The sequence below is a fragment of the Chelativorans multitrophicus genome (assembly GCF_011317445.1).
GTDB classification, from domain to species: domain Bacteria; phylum Pseudomonadota; class Alphaproteobacteria; order Rhizobiales; family Rhizobiaceae; genus Chelativorans; species Chelativorans multitrophicus.
In genome coordinates, this window is the sequence record NZ_JAAAPL010000001.1 from 466408 (window position 1) to 490237 (window position 23830).

Consider the following 23830-nt stretch of genomic DNA (forward strand, 5'->3'; position numbering starts at 1 on the left):
CAAAATCAATGCTTGGCGGCTACGGGCGGATGCGCCCGGAGCGCCTCCTCGTTCACATCCGCGCCCCAACCCGGCCCGTCGGGCAGGCGCATATAGCCCCTCTCGATCGTGGGCGGATTGGTAATGAGGTCGTTCGTCCACGGGACCTGTACCACATCCATTTCCATGACGCGGAAATTGGGAACGGCGGCGCAGAAATGCGCACTGATGAGCGTGGCGATCGGCCCGCAGAAATTATGGGTTGCGACATTGACCTCAAAACTGTCGGCCAAGGCGGCCATCCGCATTGCTTCATAGATGCCGTTCCACGGCACATCGATGATCACGACATCGACCGCCTGCTCCTCCAGATAGGGCCGAAGCTGGCGCCTGCCGCTCAGCGTCTCGCAGGAGGCGATGGGGATGCGGCTGGCCCGGCGAACCTGGGCGACGGCCTTGGCGTCGAAATTGTCGATTTCCAGCCAGTCGAGGTCCACGGGCTCCAGGGCATGGGCGAGACGGATATAGCCCTCGGGGCGGAAATTGAAATTCACGTCCAGTTTAAGGCCAATATCGGGCCCCGCGCCCTCGCGGAAGGCTGTCATCTGGTCGACCGCCGCCGAGATGGCGGAGCGAAGCGGATTGCGGTCGGGGTCACCCGAACCGCCGGCGAAGCCCGGACGGTACATGTAAGGTTCGGGCCTGTCGAACATCATGAGGTTGGTCTTGAGCGCGTGATAGCCGGACTCCCGCACCTGCCGCCCCAGCGACTTCACATCATCGAGCGAGGTGATGCGCGGAACGCCGAGATCCTTCCAGTTGGTCACATGATAGGAACCGCAATGCGACCAGTACATACGGATATCATCGCGCATCCTGCCGCCGATAAGTTCATAGGCCGGCACGCCGATAGCCTTTGCCTTGATGTCGACCAGTGCGTTCTCGATCGCGCCGATCGCGCGCGAGACCGCACCGAAGGGCACACCCCAGGCCGCGCGGCGGAGGCGGTCGATCACCGGATGTATGCGCCGCGGATCTTCGCCGAGGATCTGCTGGCCCATGTGGCGGACGAGCGGAGAGAGTACATTGTTGATGTGATTTTCCGGAAACTCCGCCCAGCCGACCAGCCCCTCGTCGGTGGAAATTTTCAGGAAGGAAAGGTTGCGCCATCCTGCGTTGCAATAGAGGGTTTCGACCGCGGTAATCTTCATCGTACTCGCCAGCCTCCTAGTCCTTGATCCAGGGATCCTGGTCCCAAAGCTTCTTCAATGCTTCATATTCGCCGCGCGCGAAGGCTTCCGTCTCGGCAGCATTCATCGGCGTGAGGATAAAGTTCCGCTCGGTGATCTGCTTGCGGTATTCGGGGTCCTGCGCGACGGTCTGAAAACACTGGTCCAGCTTGGCCTTTATGTCGGCTGGCAACCCGGCCGGCGCTCCCATCAGAAAAGTATTGCCGGCGGTGATGTCCCAGCCCAGCTCCTTCAGCGTCGGCACGTCCGGCAGACCGGCAAAGCGCTCTGAACCCGCTATCGCCAGCGTCTGAAGCTGGTCCTTGAAATTGGCGCTCTCCGTGACCGAGAGGCCGAGGATTTCGACATGCCCGCCCATCACGGCGTTTCGCGCGAGCGGCGATTCCACCATTGGAATGAAGTCGAATTTTGCGCCCGTTTCCTGCAGGAGGCGGAGCAGCACCAGATGGTCATCAGCGCCAGGCTGGGTGATCGCGGCCTGAACAGGCTTTTCCTTCGCGGTCTCGATCAGCTGCTGAATGGTCGTGAAGCGGCCGCCCTTGCCGGCACTGATTGCTACCCGCGTTCCCACCAGATTGGCCAGATAATCGAAACTGTCCATAGTGAAGCGCGGATTTTCCGTCGCAATGGTGTTCACCGGCAGGTTCGGCGTGATGATGCTGCCGAGCGTGTAGCCGTCCGGCGCGGCATTGGCGATGTCGAACATGCCGATCGCACCGCCCGCGCCGGGCTTATCTACCACGACCAGCTCGCCGCCCAGGCACTTCTCCATGAACGGCTCCATGATCCGCACGCCGACATCGGCGCCGCCGCCCGGAGCAAAGGGCACGATGAAGGTGATCGGCTTTTCGGGATATTCGGCCAGCGCGGCCGTTGCGGCTCCCCCCGCGAGGGCAAGGGCAAGTACAAGGGCGCAATATCGCATGCGGGTCATCTCCAGTCAGGATCGGGAGGATTGCACTTCGGCGGGCTCCCGATCGGGGCCGGGAACCCGCATGATGCAGCGAGCCTACTGCCAGGGCTCCGTCTTCCAGAGCGTCTCCAAGTCGGAATACTCCTTGGCGATGAATGCCTTCACTTCTTCAGCGTTCATCGGATTCAAGCTTACGGAGCGCTTCTTCGCATCCTCCAGAAATGCCGGGTCCTTCACGACCTGCTCCACGCAGCCGGCAAGCTTGGCGCGGATTTCCTCCGGTACGCCGGCACGGGTGCCGAGCACGTGATTGGAGCCCGCGACGAGGTCAAAGCCCTGCTCGCGAAAGGTCGGCACGTCCTGCATTTCCGGCAGCCGCTCGGGCGTTGCCGTCGCAAGCACGTGCAGCTGGTCGCGGAAAGGCGCGGTTTCGTTGTTGGAGAGGCTGCCCACCTGGATGTGGCCGCCGATCACCTCGTTGCGGACATTGCCGGCGCTTTCGAGCGGCAGCGTCGCAAACTTGACGCCCGCCATCTTGGCGAAACGCAGGCCGGTGAGATGATCCTCCGCGCCGAGCGAGGAGGTGCCGATGTTGATCGGCGTCGACGAACTCTTCGCCGCCTCGATCAGATCGGCGAGTGTCTTGATCGGGCTGTCCTTGCGTACGACCAGCGTGACATTCGTGCCGACGATATTGCCCAGAAGCTCGAACTGGTCGAGCTTGTAGGCGGTGCCCGTGATCGCGCCAATTTCGAAATTCGGCGCGTTCAGCGTAGAGATCATGTAGCCGTCGGGCTTTGAAGTTGCGAGCTCGGCAAAGCCGAGCTGACCGCTGGCGCCAGGCTTGTTGATGACCACAAGCTCGGCATTGTTGCCAATGCACTTTGCCAGATAAGGCGCATAGGTGCGCGCCGCCACATCTGTGCCGCCACCGGCCCCGAACGGGACCTGGAAAATGATGGGGCGCTCCGGATATTCCGCCGCCGCGACACCGATGCCGCCACCCAGCACGGCTGCGGCCAAAAGACAGATTCCTGCCGATTTCATGACCTTCCTCCCATTGTTGCGGGTTCCCGGCTTTCGCCGCCTCCTGAACCCAAAAGATCGCGGAACCTCCTCCAAAGGCTCCGGTCAATTGCTTTTGTATACAGAAATATGCAAGGATATGCAAATAGGTTTCAGGAGGGTTTCTGAGGAGGAGCGCATGAAGATCACCGACGTCACGATCACCATGTTCGAGAAGCCGATCCCCCCGGCTTCGTACGGGCGGCACACCCTGCCCGGATCCGGCAAGCTGACAATGGGTTTGCTGAAGGTCTCGACCGATGAGGGGGTCGACGGCCATGCCTTCCTCGGATCGCCCGTGCGCACCGCGGAACTCGACGCCGCCTCGCTTATCATCGCGCTCAAGCCCGTCGTGGTCGGGCGCGACCCGCTCCAGCGCGAAGCAATTTACAAGGATCTCGCCCGCCGCGCGGGACTTTCCACCTGGCGCTGCGTCGGCGCCATCGACGTGGCGTTGTGGGACATCGCAGGCAAGGTGGCGGGGCTGCCGATTTATCAGCTGATCGGCGGCTTCAGGGAAAAGGCGCCGGCTTATGCCAGTTCGCCCGGCTGGGCGGAGGTGGAGCAATATGTCGAAGAAGCCCAGACGGTGAAGGCACATGGCTACGCCGCCTATAAAGTGCATCCGCCTCGCCTCGGCTGGGAAATGGATTTGAAAGTTGCCCGCGCGGTGCGCCGGGTGGTCGGCGACCACTATCGGCTGATGTTCGATTCGACCGGCGTCTACACCTATGCCGAAGCACTGAAGGTGGGGAGGGAGCTGGAGGAACTCGGCTACTACTGGTTCGAGGACCCCCTCCCCTTCGAAGACATCTACAACTACACCAAGCTCAAGCAGAAGCTCGAAATCCAGATCATGGCGACCGAGCTTTCACCCGGCGCGTTCCATGCTTACGAGCCATGGGTATCGCAAAAGGCGACAGATGCGCTGCGCGGCGACGTAGCATTGAAGGGCGGCATCACCGCCTGCCTCAAGACAGCGCATCTCGCCGAAGCCTTCCGCCTCAATTACGAGCTGCATCACGGCGGGAATTCGCTCAACAATGTCGCAAACCTGCATGTCTTCTGCGCCATCCCCAACACGGAATTTTTCGAGGTCGTGTTGCCGGACGAAGCGCAGAAGTGCGGGCTGGTCGTGGATCTTTCCGTCGGCTCTGACGGCTTCGTCCATGTGCCGAAGGGGCCGGGACTCGGCGCCGAGATCGACTTCGATCTGATCGAAAAATCAAAGATCGGGCTGCTTTCCTGAGCTGGACGCGCACCCGAACAAAGGAGAGGGAACGTGGCGGACAATATCGCGGATGAAATCCTGGAGGCTGAGGCCACCCGCTGCAACGCGCTTACGAATGCGGACGCGGCCGCGCTCGGCTCATTGCTGGCCGACGACTTTCTCTACGTCCACGCCAGCGGACGAACGGAGGACAAGAAGGCGTATATCGGCTCCATAACGTCCGGTGCATTCCAGCTGAAGGCATTTGAGCGGCGCAACGTGCTGGTCCGGAAAACGGAGAACACGGCCGTGATGTCGGGTGAAATTTCCGTCACCCGCGAGGAAGGGCAGAACACGCGCGTAACCGAGTTTGCATTTCTCGGCGTCTGGAGCAGAAGCGCGGAAAGCTGGCGCCTGCTCTATTGGAAGCATACGAAGATTTGAGGAAAAGGCGCCCACCCTCCCCCTTGTGGGAAGGGTGGGAACCCCGCTAAATCGCTTCCCTCACGCCCAGCCCGCGCATGAAACGCTCGCGGATCTGCACGGGATCGCGGTGCGTGGTGGCCGCCGGCTTGGCACTATCGATCTTGACGGCGATGAAGAAGGGCCCCTCCTCCGAAAGCGCGCGGTCGACCAGCTGTTCGAAGTGGGCCTCGTCCTTCGCCCAAAACGATTTTTCAAGGCCGGAGGCGCGGGCGAGCCCCACCACATCGACAACCGTGGCGGTGGCGGCAGGCTGCCCGCCGGTGATCTGATAGGCGCCGTTGTCCCAGACGATCATGACGAGGTTCCTCTGGTTGCGGCTGGCGATGGTCCCAAGCGCGCCCACTTGCATGAGAAGCGAGCCGTCGCCCTCGAGCCCGATGACGCGGCGTTTCGGCTGCGCGATCGCGACCCCGAGCGCGATGGGAAATGCAAGGCCCATGGAGCCAAGCATATAAAAATTCTGCGGCCGCTGGCCGGCGCCCCAGAGCTCGAAATTCGTCCAGCCGATACCGCCGACGACGGCTTCCTCGTTCCTGAGTTTGCTGACCAGTCGCTTCGTCAGGTCGGCCCGGCTCATCACCTTGCGTTCGTTGCTTTCCGGCATGATCAGACCTCCCTCTTCTTCTCGACCTTGCCGCCGGTGAGCAGCGCGTTCAGGATGATGGCGGCCGGAGCCTGGGTGGAGACGGCTTGGCTGACGGTCCGGTCGACGACGAAGGCGACCTCGTCCAACCGGCGCAGCGTATGGTTCTCGATGCCCATCGATTCAAGCGCCGGGCGCATTGTGCGGCAGACCATCGCCTGGCCGAGATTGAACTCGCCGAGCGTGCCGCGCTCGGAAATGATCATGAGAAGCGGGATTTGGTAGGGCACGGCAAGCGAGGCGAGCACGTTCGGCAGCGTCGCAAACCCACTCGTCTGCATCAGCACCACGCCGAGCGTGCCGCCCAGCCACGCCCCTGTCGCGACGCCGACCGCCTCCTCCTCCCGCGCGCAGCAGAAGGTGGTGAAAAATGGGTCCGCGTGGAGCCCTCTGATCAAGGGTGAAAGCACATTGTCCGGCACATAGGTGGCGAGCCTGACATTGTTTTCCTTAAGCACGTCCCTGATGATCTCATGCCACGCGCGCTGACCGTCCGGTTCCGCGGAACTCATTCTTTGCTCCTCAATCTATTCTACAAAATGCAAGCAGGAGGCGGGCAAGCCGCCGCCTTCCCGTGTGTTACTGCTCAGCCGAGACCTGACGCTCACCGCCGCTTTCCCTGCGCTTTCGCCAATCCTGATAGGCGCGGTAGAGCGGAAACGTAACGATCAGAATGGTCAGGATGATGAGAATGATGCAGATCGGGCGGAAGATGAGAATGCCGTAGTCGCCGGCCGACATCATCAGCGAGACACGCAGGTTGAACTCCGCTTTCGCCCCGAGCACGAGGCCGATGATTACCGGCGCGATCGGGAAGTCGAAGCGGATCATCGCCAGGCCCACCACGCCGAAGAAGGCCGCCACATAGACATCGAACATCGAATTTTGCGAGGCGAACACGCCCGCGCTCGCAATTACGATGATGAGCGGCAGCAGCAGCGTCGTCGGGATGCGCAGCACATTGGCGAAGATGCGGCTCGCCAGCGCTCCACCCAGCGGTACCAATAAAAGCGCGGTGATCACCAGCGCCCACGAATAGCCGTAGACGATATTCGGTGCGTCGCGGAAAAGCTGCGGGCCGGGCTGGAAGCCCTGGATCAGCAGCGCGCCCAGCATCAGCGCTGCGACATTGCTGCCGGGCACCCCGAGGGTCAGCGTGGGAATCAGCGCGGAAGCATTGTCGGCGGCGTTCACGCATTCGGCGGCTGCGAGGCCCTCAATGCTACCCTTGCCGAATTTTTCCGGGTTTTTGGAGACGCGCTTTGCCTCGTTGTAGGCGATGAATGAGGCGATCGCCGAGCCCGGCAGGATGCCGTTGATGATGCCGATGAAGGACGCAACCGACCAGGCCCGCCACACGCCGGCGATGGTCCAGATTTTTTCCGAGACGATGCGGATCTTGTTTATCGATGCGGCCGCGCTTTGGCGTTTGCGGGCGTGGCGGACCAGGTTCCAGGCAGGCGGGAGCGAGAACATGCCCACCATGACCGCCACCGTGGCGACGCCGTTGACGAGTTCGAGCATGCCGAAGGTGTATCGCTCGTGGCCCGACACATTGTCGAGCCCGATGGTGCCGATCAGCAGACCGAAGCAGGCCGCTATGAAGCCCTTCAACAGATCATTGCCAAGAAGGGCCGCGACCGTCGCGATGCCGAAGACATTGACCCAGAAAATCTCTGGCGGGCCGAAGGCCAGCGCCACCTTAGCGAGCGGCGGCGCGAGCAGAATCAGCGACAGCGCGCTCAGGCTGCCGCCCACGGCACAGGACATCGCCGAAAGGTTGATCGCGCCGCCAGCCTTGCCTTGCTGCGCCAGCGGATGACCATCCCACGTCGTCACGATGGCGCCGGGCGTACCCGGCATGTTGAGCAGGATCGCCGGAATGGCGCCCCCTTGCGAACTGCCGTTGTGAATGCCGGCGAGCAGCGCCAGCGCAGGCAGCGGGCCCATGCCGTAGGTGAAGGGAATCGCCAGCGCAATGCCCAGGGTGGCGCCGATGCCGGGAAGCGCGCCAAGGCAAATGCCGAGGCAGGTGCCGGCTATCATGGCGACGATCGTTCCGATCGTCATCATTTCGATCAGCGCGGTGAAGATGTCGTGAAACATGATGTCCACCTAGATCCCGAACAGCTCGAGGATCAGATCCCTCGGCAGCGGGGTGTGAAAAACGTGGGCGAACAGGTAATAGAGCGCGCCGACGAAGCAGAAGGCCGTCAGCCAGATCACCAGGTGGTTGCGCATCCCCAGCGCGTAGGACATCACGATGACGAATGCGACGCTCGCGGTCACGAAACCGAGCGGCACGATCAGCGCTACATAGCCGATCGTCGCGATCACGCAGAACGTGATGACGTCCCTCTCCGACCGCTCCATTTTCGGGGTGCCTTCCGGGATGGCAGCGGGCCAAAAGACGGCGCGCAGAAACATACCCGCGGCAGCGATCATCATGATCACCGCCAGGCCGCGGGGAAACAGTTCGGCGCCTCCGCCATAGTTTTGCGCCAGCACGAACGCGCCCAGCGAGAAAAAAAAGACAACGACCGAGCTGACCGTATCTTTAGCGATCATGGCAACCTCCCCAGTGAAGCCGACGGCGATCCCGAGCCTATCGCGCAAATACCCAGCATTCTTCCTCCCTGAACGCTCCGCCTGTTTTGCCGGGCGGTCCGACTGTTCCCAACGGGAACGATTTTCACTTCGGCCGCCGCATGGCGGCCCGTCACTCATTTTGAGCGTGCAAGCTCCAGTTTGCCCGCCGGTGCCAGCCCGCTCGGGCCGTCATCGGCGCCGTCGAGCAGCCATTCCACGCCCGCTGCCTCAGCCACCGCGATAAGCTTCGCGCGCAGGCCCTTGCCTATCGGGACACCTTCGCGCAGCCGCTCCTCCGCCATTTTCCATTGCGGGTCGCCGGCAACCATGACCGGCGTTCCCTCCTCCACCGGCTTGGTGTTGCGCAGGGCGGCGCAGAACGTGCCGACATCGGTTTCGAATTCGCCGGCATCCCGGAAAAGCTTCGGATCGAGCGCAAGGTAGAAGTGGCCAATGTCGAAACCCTTCGGCTTCTTCGTGTGCATCGGGTCCGTAATAAGGGTTGAGCCCGAGAGGCAGGAGGACAGGATATTGACCATCACAGAAAGACCATACCCCTTGTAACTCGCGCCTTCCGGCGTGCCGCCGAGCGGGGACATGAAGCCGCCACGCCGCGTCACATCGAGGGGGTCCGTGGTGGGCTCGCCATTGCTATCCGTGCCCCAACCGATCGGCATCGAAGCGTTTTCGTTCATCTTATTACGAATCTTGCCATAGGCGACAGTGGTAGTCGCCATATCGAGCAGAAAAGGGTTCTCGTCGGTGCTTGGCGCGGCAAAGGACAGCGGATCCGTGCCCAGCTTCGCTTCCGCGCCATTGGTCGGCGCCACGCGGATGCCGGCTGCGCTCGTCGCGCCCATGGCGATCAGGCCCGCGCGGGCCGCAAGCTCGGTGAAATAGCCGACGGCGCCGAAATGCGAGGAATTGCGTACCGAAGCCACGGCGATGCCGCTCGCCTTCGCTTTCTCTATCGCTGCGTCGGCTGCCATTGCATAGGCAATGTGCCCCATACCGCCATCGCCGTCGATCAGGACCGAAACCGGCGTTTCGCGGACCACCTTGAAATCGGCATTCATCTTCAGGCGGCCAGCCCGAAAGCGCATGTCATATTCCACCAGCATGGAGATGCCGTGACTTTCAACGCCGTGGAGATCGGCCCAGCCAAGAATATCGGCGGTGCGCGCGGCCTGGGCTTCGGGCATCCCCCAGGCCAGGAGAATGGTTTCGATCTGCCGGCGGTGTTGAGGATAAGGGCACGCCATCAGCCTCGACTCCTTCCAATTATCCAGCGCGGGAAGATTGGGAACGGGCCGCGCTGAATGGCAAAGCCCGCCCCGAGCGCTGTTTCGCCTTTCCGGTCAGGCGTGAGCGGCTTGCCGCATCCGCCAGCCTCGTATAGTAATGTCGACAATCGTATACAGAAGAACCCGGACATTCAACCCTTCCCTCCCCTTCCTCCACCATCCAAAGGAAAAAGCAGAAAAACACTTGCGCATACATTTGTATACGATAGATTGCGCATGGCAAGACGAAAACACAGCAGGCGGCAATGACTGAAATTTTTCATGATGTGATTGTGGTTGGAGCAGGCAACGCTGCGATGTGCGCCGCGCTCTCCGCTCGCGAAAACGGGGCCACGGTCCTGGTGCTCGAACGGGCTCCTGAAGCGGAACGGGGCGGCAACAGCCGCTTCACGGCAGGCGGAATGCGCTTTGCCTATTCCGGGCTGGACGATCTTCTGAAGGTCATGCCGGACCTGACCGAAGAGGAAATCGCGCGCACCGATTTCGGCACCTTCACAGAAGACCAGTTCTTTGACGATATGGGCCGGATCACCGAGTACAGGACCGACCCGGACATGGCCGAGCTTCTTGTTACCAAGAGCCTCGACACGATGGTCTGGATGCGCTCCAAAGGTGTGCGTTTCCAGCCGATCTATGGCAGGCAGGCCTTCAAGGTGGACGGCAAGTTCAAGTTCTGGGGCGGCATGACGGTGGAATCCTGGGGCGGCGGCCCCGGCCTTGTGGAGGCGCTCCATAGCCGCGCGGCCAAGGAGGGCATCAAGGTGCTCCATAATGCCCGCGCGATGTCGCTTATCCATGACGACGACGGCGTTCACGGAGTGGTCGCGCGCATCAATGGGCGCACTACGAAGCTTCATGGCGGCGCAGTGGTGCTCGCCTGCGGCGGTTTCCAGGCCAATTCCGAGTGGCGCAGCCGCTATCTCGGCCAGAATTGGGAACTGGCCAAGGTTCGCGGGACACGCTTCAACACCGGCGACGGCATTCGGATGGCGCTGGACGCCGGCGCCATGCCGTGGGGCCATTGGTCGGGCGGTCACGCCGTGGGATGGGACCGCAACGCGCCGCCCTTCGGCGACCTCGATGTGGGAGACGGGTTCCAGAAGCACAGCTACCCGTTCGGCATCATGGTCAATGCCAATGGCGAGCGCTTCGTGGACGAAGGCGCGGATTTCCGCAACTACACCTATGCCAAATATGGCGGCATCATCCTCAATCAGCCCCAACAATTCGCCTGGCAGATCTTCGACCAGAAAGTGGTGCATCTTCTTCGCGACGAGTACCGCATCAGGCAGGTCACAAAGGCCGAGGCCAATTCGATCGAGGAGCTTGCCGGGAAACTGGAAGGCGACGATGCCCAGCGTTTCATCCGCGAGGTGGAGGAATACAATGCCGCGATCAAGACCGAAACGCCCTTCAATCCGAACGTGAAGGACGGACGGTGCACTCAGGGACTCAAGATCAACAAGTCCAACTGGGCCAACACGCTCGATCAGGGGCCGTTCTTGGCGTTCCAGGTCACATGCGGCCTGACTTTCACCTTCGGCGGGCTCAAGGTTGATACCGATGCGCAGGTGATCGACTCAGAAAATGAGCTGATGCCGAACCTCTTCGCGGCCGGCGAGCTTGTGGGCGGGCTTTTCTACTTCAATTATCCGGGCGGAACGGGCCTCATGGCCGGCGCCGTCTTCGGCCGAACGGCGGGGCGCAGCGCGGCGCGGGCAGCGCTTGCGCGCGGCGAGAAGGTCCGCTCCACTGCGCTTTGACGAACCCCGAGAAGACGAAGGTGCACAATGTCTGACCGCCGCCTGACCGGCAAAATCCATCCGTCCGGGATCGGAGCAATCGAGCTGCCGAAAGTCCCCGCGGATATTCTGGAAGGATTTCGCGCACTTGGCGCGGATGCTTCGAGCGTGGTCTCTGACGCGATGGACGAAATGGGCGTGGCGAAGGCCATCGGCGCATCGGTGCTTCGCCCCATCTATGCGCCCGCCGCGATCGTCGGCCGCGCGCTCACGCTGCGCAACGTGGTCCAGGAGGACAGCCCCTACAAAGGAGCCTCGGAAAAGATCTCCCGCCTGGCGGAGATTGAGGCCCATAATCTCGCCGAGCCGGGAGACGTGCTCGTCATCGAAGGCGTGCATGGTGTTTCGAATATCGGCGGCATCTCCGCGGCAATCGGCAAGCGGCAGGGCGAGATCGGCGCGATCGTGGACGGCGGCGTGCGCGATGTGGGCGATTGCCGCTCCCTCGGGTATCCGATGTGGAGCCGCGACGTGACCCCGCTCACCGGGAAATGGCGCATCCAGACCGTACAGATTAATTTCCCGGTGCAGATCGCCGGCGTGCAGGTCACGCCGGGCGACATTGTCATTGCCGACGAAACGGGCATCTGTTTCATTCCGCCGGATAAAGCTGCCGCGGTGCTGAAACGCTGCCAGGAAATCATGGCGGCCGAGGCAAGCCGGCACAAGGATATCTCCGCCGGCGTTCCTGTTCCCGATCTTGCCAATCGCGCCGGCGCCTTCACCATGCCCACACAGGACAAGCAGAAATGAACATGGATCAATATCAGGGCGCCCAGGGAACGAAAGAACGCACGGGCGCGCAGGTGCTGATCGATTCACTTATCGCTCAAGGGGCAGACCTTGCCTTCTGCGTTCCCGGCGAAAGCTATCTGGCCGCGCTCGACGCGATGCACGACGTGCAGGATAAATTCCGTCTCATCGTGTGCAGGCATGAGGCAAGCGCCGCGAATATGGCGGAAGCGAGCGGAAAGCTGACCGGCCGGCCTGGCATCTGCTTCGTCACCCGCGGGCCGGGCTCCTCCCAAGGATCTGTCGGCGTGCATACGGCGCAGCAGGATTCGACACCGCTCATCTATTTCGTCGGCCAGGTGAGCTATGGCGACCTGGGGCGCGAGGCGTTCCAGGAAGTCGACTATGTGGCGATGTATTCCAAGTTCGCCAAATGGGCCGTGCAGATCGACGACGTGGCTCGCATCCCGGAAATCATCAGCCGCGCCTACCATGTTGCGGTGAATGGCCGGGCGGGCCCGGTGGTCATTGCTATTCCCGAGGACGTGCTGAAAAAGCCCTGCCCGAATCCTCCGGCGCCCCCCTTCACCCCTGTCCGCGCCGCGCCAGGCAAAGCGGCGCTCGATGAGCTGGAGAAGATGCTGGCCGCGGCGGAAAGGCCGCTTCTGGTGCTCGGCGGCGGCAGCTGGGATGCCCATTCGGTGGCTCAAATGCAGGCCTTCGCCGAAAAGCACCATTTGCCCGCCGCCGTCGGCTTCCGCCGTCAGGATCTGTTCGACAACACCCATCCGAACTATGTGGGCGATCTCGGCCTCGGCATCGATGCGGCGCTGGCGGAGATGGTGAAAGCCTCGGACCTGATCATCTCCGTCGGGGAGCGCCTGGGCGACGCCTCGACCAAGGGATATACCCTGCTCGACATTCCGCAGCCCGCGCAGAAACTGGTGCATGTCCATCCCGGGCCGGAAGAGCTCGGCATGGTCTACCGCGCCGATCTTGCGATCGGTGCGACGCCACGCGACTTCGCAGAGGCGGTAAGCGACATCAAGGCCGGTTCGAAGACCCGCGAACAGTGGATCGCCAACGGACGCGCCGCATATGAGCGGAAAATCACGCCCAAGCCGAACAGCCTGCCCATCGACGTGGCGGAGGTGGTGAAATATCTCAGGGAGTCGCTCCCAGACGATGCCATCGTCACAAATGGCGCCGGAACCTACACGGGCTATGTCCACCGCTACTACGTCTTCCGGAAATTCCGGACGCAGCTTGCGCCAACCAGCGGCGCGATGGGTTACGGCTTCCCGGCGGCGATCGCCGCGCAGCTCGTTCATCCCGACCGCACGGTGGTCTGCTTTGCGGGCGACGGCTGTTTCCTCATGGCTTCCCAGGAGCTTGCCACGGCGATCCGGTATGATCTGCCGATGGTCGTGATACTGGTGAACAATTCGAGCTATGGCTCCATCCGCATGCACCAGGAGCGCGAATACCCAGGACGCGTGTTCGCGACCGGCCTTAACAACCCGGATTTCGTTGCGCTGGCGAAAGCCTATGGCGCCTATGGCGAGCTGGTCGAGCGGACCGCGGATTTCCCTGCGGCCTTTGAGAGAGCAAAGGAATCAGGAAAGCCGGCGCTGCTCGAACTCAGGATAGATATTGAAGCCATGATGGCCGCCAATCCACGCAAATAAACAAAAGGGAATTCCACAAGCAAGACAAGAAAGAACGTGCTGCGCCCGGCCATCCAGTTGACATGTGGTCCGCTTCCCTCCACATCGCATACAACGGTCCACGAAGAACGTTCTGTCCTTGGAATCGGAGTGCAGGTGGCGGATGGCGAAGTCTGGCGGCAAGGAAGCTACGATGAATGCATTGTCGTCGCGCGGAGGACCTCGTGGCGAATTCGTGTACCGGGCTCTCCTCGAAGGCATCCGCGCCGGGCGCATCCTGCCTGGTGACCGCATTCGCGAGGAGGACGTGGCGCAGTCCCTCGGCGTCAGCAGGACGCCGGTTCGGGAGGCGCTACAGCACCTTCAAGCCCGCCGGCTCGTGGAGCTGGCGCCCGGCCGGGGCATTGTTGTCGTGGAGCTGAACACCCAGCAGGTGATGGAGCTCTATGCCATGCGCGAAGTGCTGGAGGGTGCGGCGGCCCGCTTCGCCGCCCAGCATGCCCTGCCGGCCGAGATCGCCATCATGCATGAGCTGGCGGATGAGTTCGATGCGTCGAAGGGCGACCCGGCAAAGCTCGCCCGCATCAACAACAACCTTCACCGGGTCATCTATGAGGCGGCGCGTAACCGCTACATGCACGAGGCGCTGAACAGTCTAGAGGATGCGCTCTCGCTGCTTCAAAACACCACCTTCAGCTTGCCGGAACGTCACTCCTCCGCCTCGAAGGAACATCGCGCCATCATCGCGGCGATCGAGGCCCGCGACGCCGAAAAGGCGGAAACCGAAAGCCGTCAACACATTCGCGAGGCTCAGCGCGCACGCCTTCGCATGCTGATGGACAGATAAGCGGCCCTGATTTCCATCTGTAGAAAACGAGCCTGGCATCAGAAGGTGCCGTGGCATGAGCATTTGCCGTCAGCCATTCGTGCCCCATCAGTGACAAGCTTGAAGCCGGTTTTCCTCCACTAAGAGAGAAACCGACAGTGCCTGCCCGCTGAAATTGCCGGCATTCCCGACACCAGAAGGTGCCATCCTAAATTAGCGGCCCAACAATAAAATAAAGGCCCAAAAGCCCGCTTGCACCCCTGCGGTTTTTTGTCGTATACAATTGCATGCAATTGTGAACAAGGCGGGAGAGCATGGCGTTCCGCATCAACCACATTCACTTCAAGTCGCGCGACCCGAAGCAATCGGCGGATTGGTTCGTGAAGGCTTTCAACTTCATGATCCTCACCGACGAGGTACGGCAGACCGGTGACCGCTTCATTCGCTGCATGACGGAAGACAACGCTCTCCGGGTGAATTTCTCCGGTGAGCGGAACGGCGAAAAGCTGCCCGAAGCTATTGTCGGACCGCATCTCGGGCTCGAGCATTTCGGCATCGACTCCGCTGATATCCATGCCGACGTCGCGCGCTTGTCCGCGCTGGGCGCCATCCTCAACGAGGGACCGCGCACCGGGCGCGGCGGCCAGATGGTCGCCTTCATGCAATCGCCGGACGGCTTCCGCATCGAACTGATGCAGCAGCCCAAGAAATAAGATCAGATCCAAGGGAGGAAATCCGTGCCTAAACTGAAAGTTCTAGTCGCCAGCCTTATGCTCTCCGCCATTGCGGCGCCGGCCTGGGCTGAATTCCCGGAAAAGCCCGTCACCTTCATCATTCCCTACGGTCCCGGCGGCACTTCAGACGTGGGCGCCCGCACCTGGGGCCCCTTCATGGAAGAGTGCCTGGGACAGCCGATCATCTTCGTCAACAAGCCCGGCGCGGGCGGCGAGCTAGGCTTCACGGAACTGGCCGCCTCGGCGCCCGACGGCTACACGATCGGCGCGCTGAACGTGCCGAATTTCCCGGCAGGGACGATCACCAAGCCGGACGCCAAGTACAAGCTCGACAGCTTTGCGTTCCTCGGCAACATCTATGGCTCGATCGTCACGATCAACGCCAAGAAAGGCGGGCAATACGATACGCTCGAAAAGCTGGTGGAAGCCGCGAAGTCCGGCACGAACATCAACATGGCGGTCAGCAATTTCGGCGCTGACGACCACATCAAGATGCTCGACTTCATGAAACAGGCCGGGGTGAAGTTCACTTTCATTCCGATGACTGACGCGGCGACCTCGCGCAACGCGGTAATGGGCGGCCATGTCGATGTGTCCGGCAATTCGATGACCGAAGTGGCGTCGTTCCAAAATGAACTCCAGACGCTCGCGGTCGCCTCGGCGGAGCCACGCCCCGAGTTGCCCGGCGTTCCCACCTTCAAGGAGCAGGGCTACGATGTCCTCGGGGGATCGAACCACGTGATCGGCGCTCCGGCAGGGACACCGCAGGAGGCTGTCGATAAACTCGCCGGCTGCCTATCGCAGGTGGCGGCCGATCCGGAATTCCAGAAGGCCGCCAAGGAGCGGTCGCTTCTCCTCAATGTCATGGACGCCAAAGAAACCACCGAGTGGGTCGAGAAGGAGTCCGCAACGATCAAGGCGCTCTGGGAAAGCGATCCCTGGACCAAATGACGCCTCCAAGGCAGGGCGAAGGCGTCCGTTCTAAAGACGTCTTCGCCTTGGCGGCGGGGAGCAGGCACCCACCCCGCATCGCAACAGAGGCCACGGGCGTCCCGGCTTGCCGGGCCGCTTTGATAACGGCGCGTGCCGCTAACGACCGAAGACCTGACGGAGAAGACCATGCCCATGAGCTCGTCCAACAAATTCAAAGTCGCCGTCGTCGGCCGTGCTTTCGGGCCGGAGGCCCAAGCCATCATACAGGAAGTGGCGCCGCCGGAATTCGATCTCTCCTTCTCGGTGGATACGACAGAGAAAGCTCATCCGCTCATCCGTGAGAGCGATTTCTGCCTGGTGACGACCGCGATCACCGAGAAGCTGCTGCAGGAATCGCCAAAGCTCAGGCTCGTCCACAAATGGGGCATCGGCATCGACAAGATCGATCTCGAAGGCGCCGAGCGGCAAGGTGTCTACGTGGCGATTACGGCCGGCTCCAATGCCGGCGCGGTGGCCGAACATACGATCATGCTCATCCTGGCCGCGCTGCGGCGGCTGGCACTCGCAGACCAGTCGATGCGCGAGGGCAAGTGGATCTATACCGAATTGCGCCCCCTCTGCCGCAAGCTTTCGGGCAAAACGGTCGGTATCCTGGGTTTCGGCAATATTGGCCGCAATGTCGCGCAACGCCTGCAGGGCTTTGATGTCGAGATCATCTACCACGATCCCTTCCGCGCGCCGCCGGAGGTCGAGGATCGTCTCAAGGCTACCTATGTCTCCTTCGACGAGCTGATAAAGAGGAGCAACATTCTCACGCTCCACTGCCCCGGCGGAGCGGCCAATCACCACATCATCAATGCGTCGGCGCTCGCCAAGATGCAGCGCGGCTCGGTCTTGGTGAACTGCGCGCGCGGCGACGTGGTCGACGAGGAAGCGATGGTGGCCGCACTTCAGTCCGGCCAGTTGCTCGCGGCTGGCCTCGATGCGTTCGAGCCCGAGCCCCTGCCTGCTTCAAGCAAGCTCACCCAGCTGACGAGCGTGGTGCTGACGCCACATACGGCGGGCAGCGTGCTGGACAATGTCGCGCCCGTGGCTCAGCACGCCTTCGGCAACATGCTGCGCATGATCCGGGGCGAGGCGCTGCCCAAATCCGATCTCGTTGTGGTCCCCGACAAGCCGCGCCAGTTCGCCGGTGCGGGCCCGGTGGCGGTGTAATCCCAAACGAGAGGCATTCCACGATGGCGAACCTCGCTCTGGAAAGACTAAGACGGCAGGAGCTGTCCCTCGGCGTCGTCCTGCGCCAGGCGCGTAGCGTGGAAACGGGAAAAATCTTTCAAACAGCGGGTTTCGACTGGCTGTTCCTCGATCTTGAGCACAACTCGATGTCGATCGAAACGGCCTGCGAAATCTCCGTCGCTTGCCTCGGGACAGGAATAGCGCCGCTGGTTCGGGTACCGGAAAACCAGTACTGGATGGCAACGCGGGCGCTGGACGGCGGTGCGCAGGGCATCGTGTTGCCGCATGTGGATACGGAGGAGCAGGCGCGCGAGACCGTCAGGCAACTCCGCTATCCGCCGGCCGGCAGGCGCTCCATTTCCTCCATGCAGGTGCATGTCGATTTCCGCTCCGTGCCGGTGGGCGAGCTTACTGCCCAACTCGACAAGGATTTTCTGATCGCCGTCATGCTCGAAACCATCACGGCGATTGAGAATAGCGAGGCAATCGCGGCTGTGGACGGCATCGATGTCGTCATGATCGGCGCGAACGATCTCTGCCTCGACATGGGTATAGCGGGCGACGTCATGAACGAGCGCGTCATAAAGGCGTTCGAACGCGTCGCGGCAGCCTGCCGGAAGCACGGTCGTTATGCCGGGCTCGGCGGGGTGCGCAGACCGGAAGACCTCAAGGTCTATTTTGACATGGGATACCGTTTCATCCTTGCGGCAAACGACGTCACCATGCTGGTCGATGCCGGCCAGCGGCGGACGGCATCGCTTCGCAGTCTCATCTGAAGCCGGGATCCGGAGGGCAGGTCATGGGGGTAATCCTTGGTAGCGGCGACTTCACCTATCGGGTCGAGGAGCAATGGGTGAAGCTTCCACCCGGCATGGTCATGGGGGACGTCGCCGCGCTCGCCGTCGACCGGCGAGACCGAACCTACCTTTTCAATCGCGGCCCCAATCCCATGATCGTCGTCGATAGCGAGGGCAATTTTCTGGATAGCTGGGGCCAAGGCGTGTTCTCCAATCCGCATGGTCTGCATATCGCACCTGATGACACGATCTTCTGCACGGATGACGGCGATCACACGGTGCGCCGCTGCACGCTGGACGGAAAAGTGCTCCTGACGCTCGGCGTGCCCGGCAAGCCGTCTCCTTACATGTCCGGCATCCCCTTTCATCGCTGCACGCACACCGCCGTCTCGCCCGAGAACGATTTCTATGTCTCCGACGGCTATGGAAATGCGCGGGTTCATAAATACAGCCCCGAAGGGAAACCCATTCTTTCCTGGGGCGCGCCCGGCATCGACCCCGGCCAATTCAATTTCCCGCACAATATCTGCTGCGATGAAGACGGCTGGGTCTATGTTGCCGACCGGGAGAACCACAGGATCCAGGTCTTCGACGGAAACGGGAAATACGAAACGCAGATAAACAACGTGCACCGCCCAAGCGCTCTGCTTCTCGGCCACGGCAAATGCCCAATCTGCTATGTGGGCGAGATCGGCCCCTATATGAACGTCAATCGCAAGAATCCCAATCTAGGCCCGCGCATCTCAATCATGAGCAATGACGGACAACTGCTCGCCCGCTTCGGCGAATTGCCGACGGGGCCACGCAATCCAGGCCAATTCCTCTCTCCCCACAGCCTTGCGGTGGATTCCAAAGGCAATCTTTACGTGGGGGAAGTGAGCACCCGCGCCTGGCCCTCGCTCTTTCCGGGAGAGCCCCTACCCGACAATCTGCACCGCATGCACCGGCTGACCAAGATCACGGACCCTGCGGCAGGCGCGGACCGCTGATGCTCGGCAGCCTGCTCGCTCTTTTCGCAGCGGTCACCTTCGCCCTCAACAACGCTGCCTACCGGCGCGGCGCGCTGACCGGCAGCGTGGCGCAGGGAATGGCGGTGTCGCTTTCGCTGGGCGTTTTGATCTTCTTTGCCGCAAGCATCCTGATCGGCGGCCTCGAAGCAATTTTCTCCTTCTCTTCCTTCTCGTTCTGGCTGTTTTGCGCGGCCGGTCTCCTGCACTTCGCCTGGGGCCGCTACTGCAACTACCGTGCAACCAAAGCTATGGGCGCCAATCTCGTCGGGCCGCCACAGCAGCTCGGCATCATCGTATCGCTTGTGCTTGCCATTATCGTGCTCGGGGAGACGCTGACGCCGCTTCGCATCCTCGGCATCCTTCTCGTGGTCCTGGGGCCGGCCATATCGCTGCGCGCCCGTATGGCCACGCAAGGCCCCGACGCCCCGAAGCCGACATTCCAGCCGAACTATGTGGAGGGCTACTATTTCGCTTTCCTTTCCGCACTGGGCTTCGGGGTGAGCCCGATCTTCGTCAAAGTTGCGCTGGACGGAGGAGGTCTGGTCGAAAGCATCGCCGGAGGCTTCATCGCCTATCTCGCCGCGACCGCGATCATGGCGCTGGCGCTGCTCAAGCCGGGCTTGGCGGCGCACATCGCGGCAGTCAAGCCCGTCTCCGGCAAATGGTTTTCCACCGCGGCTGTGCTTGTCAGCCTGTCGCAGATGACGAGTTATATGGCGCTGGCTCTCGCCCCGGTTTCCGTGGTCATGCCCATTCAGCGCCTGTCGCTGGTCTTTCGCGTCTTGGCCAATTCGATGCTCAACCGGGAGCACGAGGTGATCGGCGGGCGGATCTGGGTGGCCACCGGCTTAGGGCTTCTGGGCGCGATCTTCCTGTCGCTCAGCACAGAGTTCGTATTGAATCACCTGACGCTGCCGGACTGGCTGGAACAGGCCGCGCAATGGCACTGGCCGTGATGTTTGTCCGGGGTGTACCCACTCGATAGAGTTGCCCCCTCTCTTGCGTTTCCAAGCACTTTGCTCGGGGACAAGCCCGCTTGCAAGCGCAGGAAACGCGTTCTCTCCCGCAAGGGGGAGCGACTTCAATCGCTTAGCCAAGCGAAGCGAAGCTAAGTGTTAGAAATCGCAAGAGGGGCGCGCACGGGATTAGGGCAATCAAATAAACGGCGCCTTGCCGCCGTCCACGGGGATCGCGGCGCCGGTCACGTAGGACGCTAGGTCCGACGCCAGGAAGCAGGCCATATTCGCGAATTCCTCGGGCTGCCCCATGCGCCCGAGCGGAATATCCTTCCCGATCTCCGCGACCATCTCCTCCAGCGTTATGCCGTCGGTCCTCATCCTGTGGCGGCGAAAGGTCTGGTCCGAGACGATATTGCCCACCATCAGCGCATTGACGAGCACGCCATAAGGCGCGCCTTCGCCTGCCAACACCTTGGTGAGCGCAAGGCCCGCCGCGCGCGATACGGTCGTGGGCGCGCCGCCAGGTCTTGAGTTCTTGGCGTTGATCGACAAGACATTGATCACCCTGCCCCAGCGCCGTTCCTTCATCTGCGTCCAGACCAGGCGCGTCATACGGATCGCGCCCATCAGCTTCTGCTCGAGATCGTCGTGCCACATGGCATCGGTGATCTCTTCGAATCGCGCCAGCCGGGATTCGCCCGCATTGTTGACGAGGATGTCGACCTTGCCGAAGGCCGACACCACTTTGTCATAGGCGGCTTGCGTCTCTGCCGCCTTTGCAACGTCGCAGGATACGCCGAGCACCCGGCCTTTGGCGGTCTTGCTGATCTCCGCGACAGCCTCGTCCAAGGTGGATTGCGTCCGCGCCAGGATCGCCACATCGGCGCCCGATGCGGCGAAGCGGTTCGCCGTGGCAAACCCCAGGCCCTTGGAGCCTCCGGTAATGACAGCGGCGCGTCCTGCGAGGCTGACTTCCATGGCGGCTTGCCTTTCCTAAAAGCATGATCCCGAAAAGTTGCAGACTTTTCGGATAAGGTCATGCACCTAAACCGAATGCATAGAGCGCGTGCGCTCTATGCGGTGATCTTTTGAGATACGAATTTCGTGATCATGAAGGCGTCGAGAGTTTCGTACCCGCCCTCCCGGCCATAGCCGCTTTCCTTCACGCCGCCAAAGGGCGTGTCGGCCTGCGACGTGCCGAAATGGTTGAGCGACATGATACCGCTTTCCACCCGATGGGCCAGTTCGTGCGAATAGGCCTGGGAGTTGGTGAAGGCATAGGAGCAGAGCCCGTAGGGCAGACGGTTGGCGATCTCGATCGCCTCCTCGAACTCACGGAAACGGACCACGGGGGCAATCGGCCCGAACGGCTCGACATTTACCACGTCGGCATCGTCCGGAACGTCCGTCAGAACGGTCGGCTCGAAGAAATAGCCGCGATTGCCGATGCGTTTTCCGCCCGTTGCCACCGTCGCGCCCTTAGCCCTGGCGTCGGCCACCAGCTCTTCCAGCGCCCTCAGCCGGCGCGAATTGGCAAGTGGTCCCATCTGCGTGTCCGCTTCGAGCCCGTTGCCGACCTTGATGGCACTCGCCGCCTTGACGAAGCTTTCGACGAAAGCGTCGTGCGCCTTCTCCTGGATGATGAACCGGGTCGGCGCCGTGCATATCTGCCCCGCATTGCGGAATTTGGCGGCAACTGCCTGCCTGGCGATCTTGTCGGCATCGACATCGTCGAACACGATGACCGGCGAGTGACCGCCGAGTTCCATCACCACGGGCTTCATCGCCTCCGCCGCGAGCTTGGCGAGGTGCTTGCCCACCGGCGTGGAGCCGGTGAAGGTAATGGCGCGGATTACCGGCGAAGCGATCAGATAGGCCGAGATCATCGAGGATTTGCCGGAGACGATGTTGATGACCTCGGGCGGCAGTCCGCCGTCGAGCAGGCACTGGACCAGCGCGCAGGTCGCGGCCGGAGTTTCTTCAGAGCTCTTGATGATGACGGAACAGCCCGCACCCAGCGCGCCGCCGAGCTTGCGACCGGGCGACGAGATCGGAAAGTTCCATGGCGTGAACGCGGCCACAGGGCCGATCGCCAGCTTGATGCCGTAGCGATTGAAACCGGGATCGCTCGGCACGATCGTGCCATAGGCGCGCCGGCCCTCATTCGCGTCCCATTCGATGATCGAGGCAGCGCGGATGATCTCAAGCCTCGCCTCCTCGACCGGCTTTCCCTGCTCGATCGTGATCAACGGCGCGATTTCGGCTGCCCGCTCTCGCAGGATCCGGCAGCCGCGCATGATGATGTCGCAGCGCTGCTCGGCGGAGAGCTCCTGCCATTCCCGGAAACCGCGCTGCGCCGACTGAAGGGCGCGGTCGAGGTCGGCTTCCGTTGCCGAGGGCAGCATCGCAATCACCTCTTCCGTCGCAGGATTGATGACCTCCTTCGGCTCACCGGACCCCTTGGTCCATTCACCGCCGATCAGCATCAAGGGTGCCTTGTACGTCGCCACGTCGTCTTCTCCTCGTTTCGTGCCGCCGGACGGCGGAAATGGAACATCATGCTTTCGATCGGCCTTCAGCTCCTGCCAAGCAAGGCGCGGCGGAACTGCATCTTCTGGAACACGCCGTCTCGGTTGCGGGGAAAGAGCGGACCGACCTCGTTGCTGACCTTAAGCAGCGCGAAGACCGGACCGGGCGCCCTGCGGATCAGTGGCGTCGCCTCTTCCAATTCTGCCGATGTGCGGATCGTGCGCACAACAGGAAATTGACAGCCGATCGCCACACCCGCAAGGTCTATGCCGCGGCCGGTGTGGGTGCGCTGCATGCCGGTCTCGGCATAGTGCTCATTGTCGATCACCACGATGGCCAGATTGTCCGGCTTTTCCGCTCCGATGGTGGCGAGCGAACCCAGGCTCATCAGCATCTCGCCATCCCCCGCGAACACGATCACGCGGCGCTTTGGCTGCGAAAGCGCGAGGCCCAGGCCGGTCATCGTCGCCTGCCCCATGGCTCCGCCCAGCGGAAAATCCTGCTCGAAGTCCACCTGGATGGCAGCCACGTCGTAGGAGGGCCCGCCGAGCGAAGAGACGGTGAGCGTATCGCCACGATCAGCCAGGATGCGCTTCACGGCCTCGCGGCGGTTGAGGGTGTTCTCGGTCATGGGCATCTCACTTGAAAACCTTGGCGCCGATCAGGCGCTGAGACAACAGGACGGCAATCGCCTGCTGAGCGGAAAAGGCCATGGCGAGGCCGGCACGCACGGTCTCCTCCACGTCCCCGGCCGTTTCGGCGCGCAGGCAGATCATGCCCATCTCCTCCAGAACCGGCTTCACGCTCTGCCCCATCGGGATCTGCCAGGCGTTTGTCTCGCCGAAATCGCCGCGCATGGTGACGAAGGTGATGAAGGGTATCTGGCAGTTCCTCAGGAGCGACAGCGCATTGATGCAGTTGCCCACACCGCTCGATTGCATGAGGAGCGTGCTGCGCACGCCGCCGAGCCAGGCTCCGGTCGCAAGTCCGACGCCGTCCTGCTCCGTGGTGAGCGAGATCGTGCGCATATCGGGATCGTCGATGCAGTATTGGATGAGCTGCTTATGGCCGCCGTCCGGCACAAAGGAGACCTGCGCCACCTTCGCTTCTTTCAGGAGGCGGTAGATCGTGTGCGGCCATGCCGCCTGGCTCTGTTCGTCCGACAT

General features: G+C 62.1%; 24 protein-coding genes. 12 read left to right on the plus strand and 12 right to left on the minus strand.

What is annotated here, in order from left to right:
• Positions 1-5 precede the first annotated feature (5 nt).
• From GNP00_RS02400 to GNP00_RS02410, 3 genes are all read right to left on the minus strand, one after another.
• Positions 6-1190 (minus strand): mandelate racemase/muconate lactonizing enzyme family protein, encoded by a 1185-nt coding sequence (locus GNP00_RS02400; RefSeq protein WP_011580414.1) that lies wholly within the window; start codon positions 1188-1190, stop codon positions 6-8.
• 16 nt (positions 1191-1206) lie between these two features.
• Positions 1207-2154, minus strand: a complete 948-nt coding sequence (locus GNP00_RS02405) for a tripartite tricarboxylate transporter substrate binding protein (RefSeq protein ID WP_011580413.1) — start codon at positions 2152-2154, stop codon at positions 1207-1209.
• An 84-nt stretch (positions 2155-2238) separates the two neighbouring features.
• Positions 2239-3189 carry a tripartite tricarboxylate transporter substrate binding protein gene (locus tag GNP00_RS02410; protein WP_166015705.1) on the minus strand — a complete coding sequence of 317 codons (951 nt, stop codon included), beginning with the start codon at positions 3187-3189 and terminating at the stop codon, positions 2239-2241.
• 157 nt (positions 3190-3346) lie between these two features.
• Between GNP00_RS02410 and GNP00_RS02415 the strand changes: the two genes are divergently transcribed.
• Both GNP00_RS02415 and GNP00_RS02420 read left to right on the plus strand, forming a co-directional pair.
• Complete coding sequence (locus tag GNP00_RS02415) at positions 3347-4456, plus strand: mandelate racemase family protein (RefSeq protein ID WP_011580411.1); 1110 nt, start codon at positions 3347-3349, stop codon at positions 4454-4456.
• A 33-nt stretch (positions 4457-4489) separates the two neighbouring features.
• Positions 4490-4861 (plus strand): DUF4440 domain-containing protein, encoded by a 372-nt coding sequence (locus tag GNP00_RS02420; protein WP_011580410.1) that lies wholly within the window; start codon positions 4490-4492, stop codon positions 4859-4861.
• Between the two features lie 46 nt (positions 4862-4907).
• Here GNP00_RS02420 and GNP00_RS02425 read toward each other — a convergent pair whose 3' ends face one another.
• The 5 genes from GNP00_RS02425 to GNP00_RS02445 all read right to left on the minus strand — a co-directional run bounded on the left by GNP00_RS02425 (position 4908) and on the right by GNP00_RS02445 (position 9397).
• A complete protein-coding gene (locus GNP00_RS02425; protein ID WP_011580409.1) occupies positions 4908-5507 on the minus strand; it encodes a thiamine pyrophosphate-dependent enzyme in 600 nt (199 codons plus the stop codon).
• Positions 5508-5509: 2 nt separating this feature from the next.
• On the minus strand, positions 5510-6058 hold the full coding sequence (locus GNP00_RS02430; protein ID WP_011580408.1) for a thiamine pyrophosphate-binding protein: 549 nt from the start codon (positions 6056-6058) through the stop codon (positions 5510-5512).
• A 67-nt stretch (positions 6059-6125) separates the two neighbouring features.
• Entirely contained in the window at positions 6126-7652 is a 1527-nt protein-coding gene (locus GNP00_RS02435) for a tripartite tricarboxylate transporter permease (protein ID WP_011580407.1), read from the minus strand.
• Positions 7653-7661: 9 nt separating this feature from the next.
• Positions 7662-8114, minus strand: coding sequence for a tripartite tricarboxylate transporter TctB family protein (locus tag GNP00_RS02440; protein ID WP_166015707.1), 453 nt, complete (start codon positions 8112-8114; stop codon positions 7662-7664).
• A 155-nt stretch (positions 8115-8269) separates the two neighbouring features.
• Complete coding sequence (locus tag GNP00_RS02445) at positions 8270-9397, minus strand: Ldh family oxidoreductase (RefSeq protein WP_011580405.1); 1128 nt, start codon at positions 9395-9397, stop codon at positions 8270-8272.
• Between the two features lie 287 nt (positions 9398-9684).
• Here GNP00_RS02445 and tcuA point away from each other — a divergent pair, with 287 nt between their 5' ends.
• The 10 genes from tcuA to GNP00_RS02495 all read left to right on the plus strand — a co-directional run bounded on the left by tcuA (position 9685) and on the right by GNP00_RS02495 (position 20132).
• The gene (gene tcuA, locus GNP00_RS02450) at positions 9685-11202 is read left to right on the plus strand and encodes an FAD-dependent tricarballylate dehydrogenase TcuA (RefSeq protein ID WP_011580404.1); all 1518 of its coding nucleotides are present in this window, start codon (positions 9685-9687) and stop codon (positions 11200-11202) included.
• Positions 11203-11229: 27 nt separating this feature from the next.
• Positions 11230-11994 carry an RraA family protein gene (locus GNP00_RS02455; protein WP_011580403.1) on the plus strand — a complete coding sequence of 255 codons (765 nt, stop codon included), beginning with the start codon at positions 11230-11232 and terminating at the stop codon, positions 11992-11994.
• Positions 11991-13661, plus strand: coding sequence for a thiamine pyrophosphate-binding protein (locus tag GNP00_RS02460; RefSeq protein ID WP_011580402.1), 1671 nt, complete (start codon positions 11991-11993; stop codon positions 13659-13661). The genes GNP00_RS02455 and GNP00_RS02460 overlap by 4 nt, the downstream gene beginning before the upstream one ends.
• Positions 13662-13803: 142 nt before the next feature.
• Positions 13804-14487: a GntR family transcriptional regulator gene (locus GNP00_RS02465; RefSeq protein ID WP_011580401.1), complete on the plus strand. Its 684-nt coding sequence runs from the start codon at positions 13804-13806 to the stop codon at positions 14485-14487.
• Positions 14488-14780: 293 nt separating this feature from the next.
• Positions 14781-15179: a VOC family protein gene (locus GNP00_RS02470; protein ID WP_011580400.1), complete on the plus strand. Its 399-nt coding sequence runs from the start codon at positions 14781-14783 to the stop codon at positions 15177-15179.
• A gap of 24 nt (positions 15180-15203) precedes the next feature.
• On the plus strand, positions 15204-16151 hold the full coding sequence (locus GNP00_RS02475) for a tripartite tricarboxylate transporter substrate-binding protein (protein ID WP_011580399.1): 948 nt from the start codon (positions 15204-15206) through the stop codon (positions 16149-16151).
• Between the two features lie 168 nt (positions 16152-16319).
• Positions 16320-17348 (plus strand): 2-hydroxyacid dehydrogenase, encoded by a 1029-nt coding sequence (locus tag GNP00_RS02480; protein ID WP_011580398.1) that lies wholly within the window; start codon positions 16320-16322, stop codon positions 17346-17348.
• Between the two features lie 23 nt (positions 17349-17371).
• On the plus strand, positions 17372-18145 hold the full coding sequence (locus GNP00_RS02485) for an HpcH/HpaI aldolase family protein (protein ID WP_011580397.1): 774 nt from the start codon (positions 17372-17374) through the stop codon (positions 18143-18145).
• 23 nt (positions 18146-18168) lie between these two features.
• Positions 18169-19155, plus strand: a complete 987-nt coding sequence (locus GNP00_RS02490) for a peptidyl-alpha-hydroxyglycine alpha-amidating lyase family protein (RefSeq protein WP_011580396.1) — start codon at positions 18169-18171, stop codon at positions 19153-19155.
• The gene (locus GNP00_RS02495; protein ID WP_011580395.1) at positions 19155-20132 is read left to right on the plus strand and encodes a DMT family transporter; all 978 of its coding nucleotides are present in this window, start codon (positions 19155-19157) and stop codon (positions 20130-20132) included. Before GNP00_RS02490 ends, GNP00_RS02495 begins: the two co-directional genes overlap by 1 nt.
• A 198-nt stretch (positions 20133-20330) precedes the next feature.
• Here the strand turns inward: GNP00_RS02495 and GNP00_RS02500 are convergent, their stop codons facing one another.
• The 4 genes from GNP00_RS02500 to GNP00_RS02515 form a co-directional block, all read right to left on the minus strand.
• Complete coding sequence (locus GNP00_RS02500; RefSeq protein ID WP_011580394.1) at positions 20331-21113, minus strand: SDR family NAD(P)-dependent oxidoreductase; 783 nt, start codon at positions 21111-21113, stop codon at positions 20331-20333.
• Positions 21114-21208: 95 nt separating this feature from the next.
• Positions 21209-22645, minus strand: coding sequence for an NAD-dependent succinate-semialdehyde dehydrogenase (locus GNP00_RS02505; protein ID WP_343034307.1), 1437 nt, complete (start codon positions 22643-22645; stop codon positions 21209-21211).
• 65 nt (positions 22646-22710) lie between these two features.
• Positions 22711-23295: a thiamine pyrophosphate-dependent enzyme gene (locus GNP00_RS02510; protein ID WP_041544571.1), complete on the minus strand. Its 585-nt coding sequence runs from the start codon at positions 23293-23295 to the stop codon at positions 22711-22713.
• A gap of 7 nt (positions 23296-23302) precedes the next feature.
• Positions 23303-23830 (minus strand): thiamine pyrophosphate-binding protein, encoded by a 528-nt coding sequence (locus GNP00_RS02515; RefSeq protein ID WP_011580391.1) that lies wholly within the window; start codon positions 23828-23830, stop codon positions 23303-23305.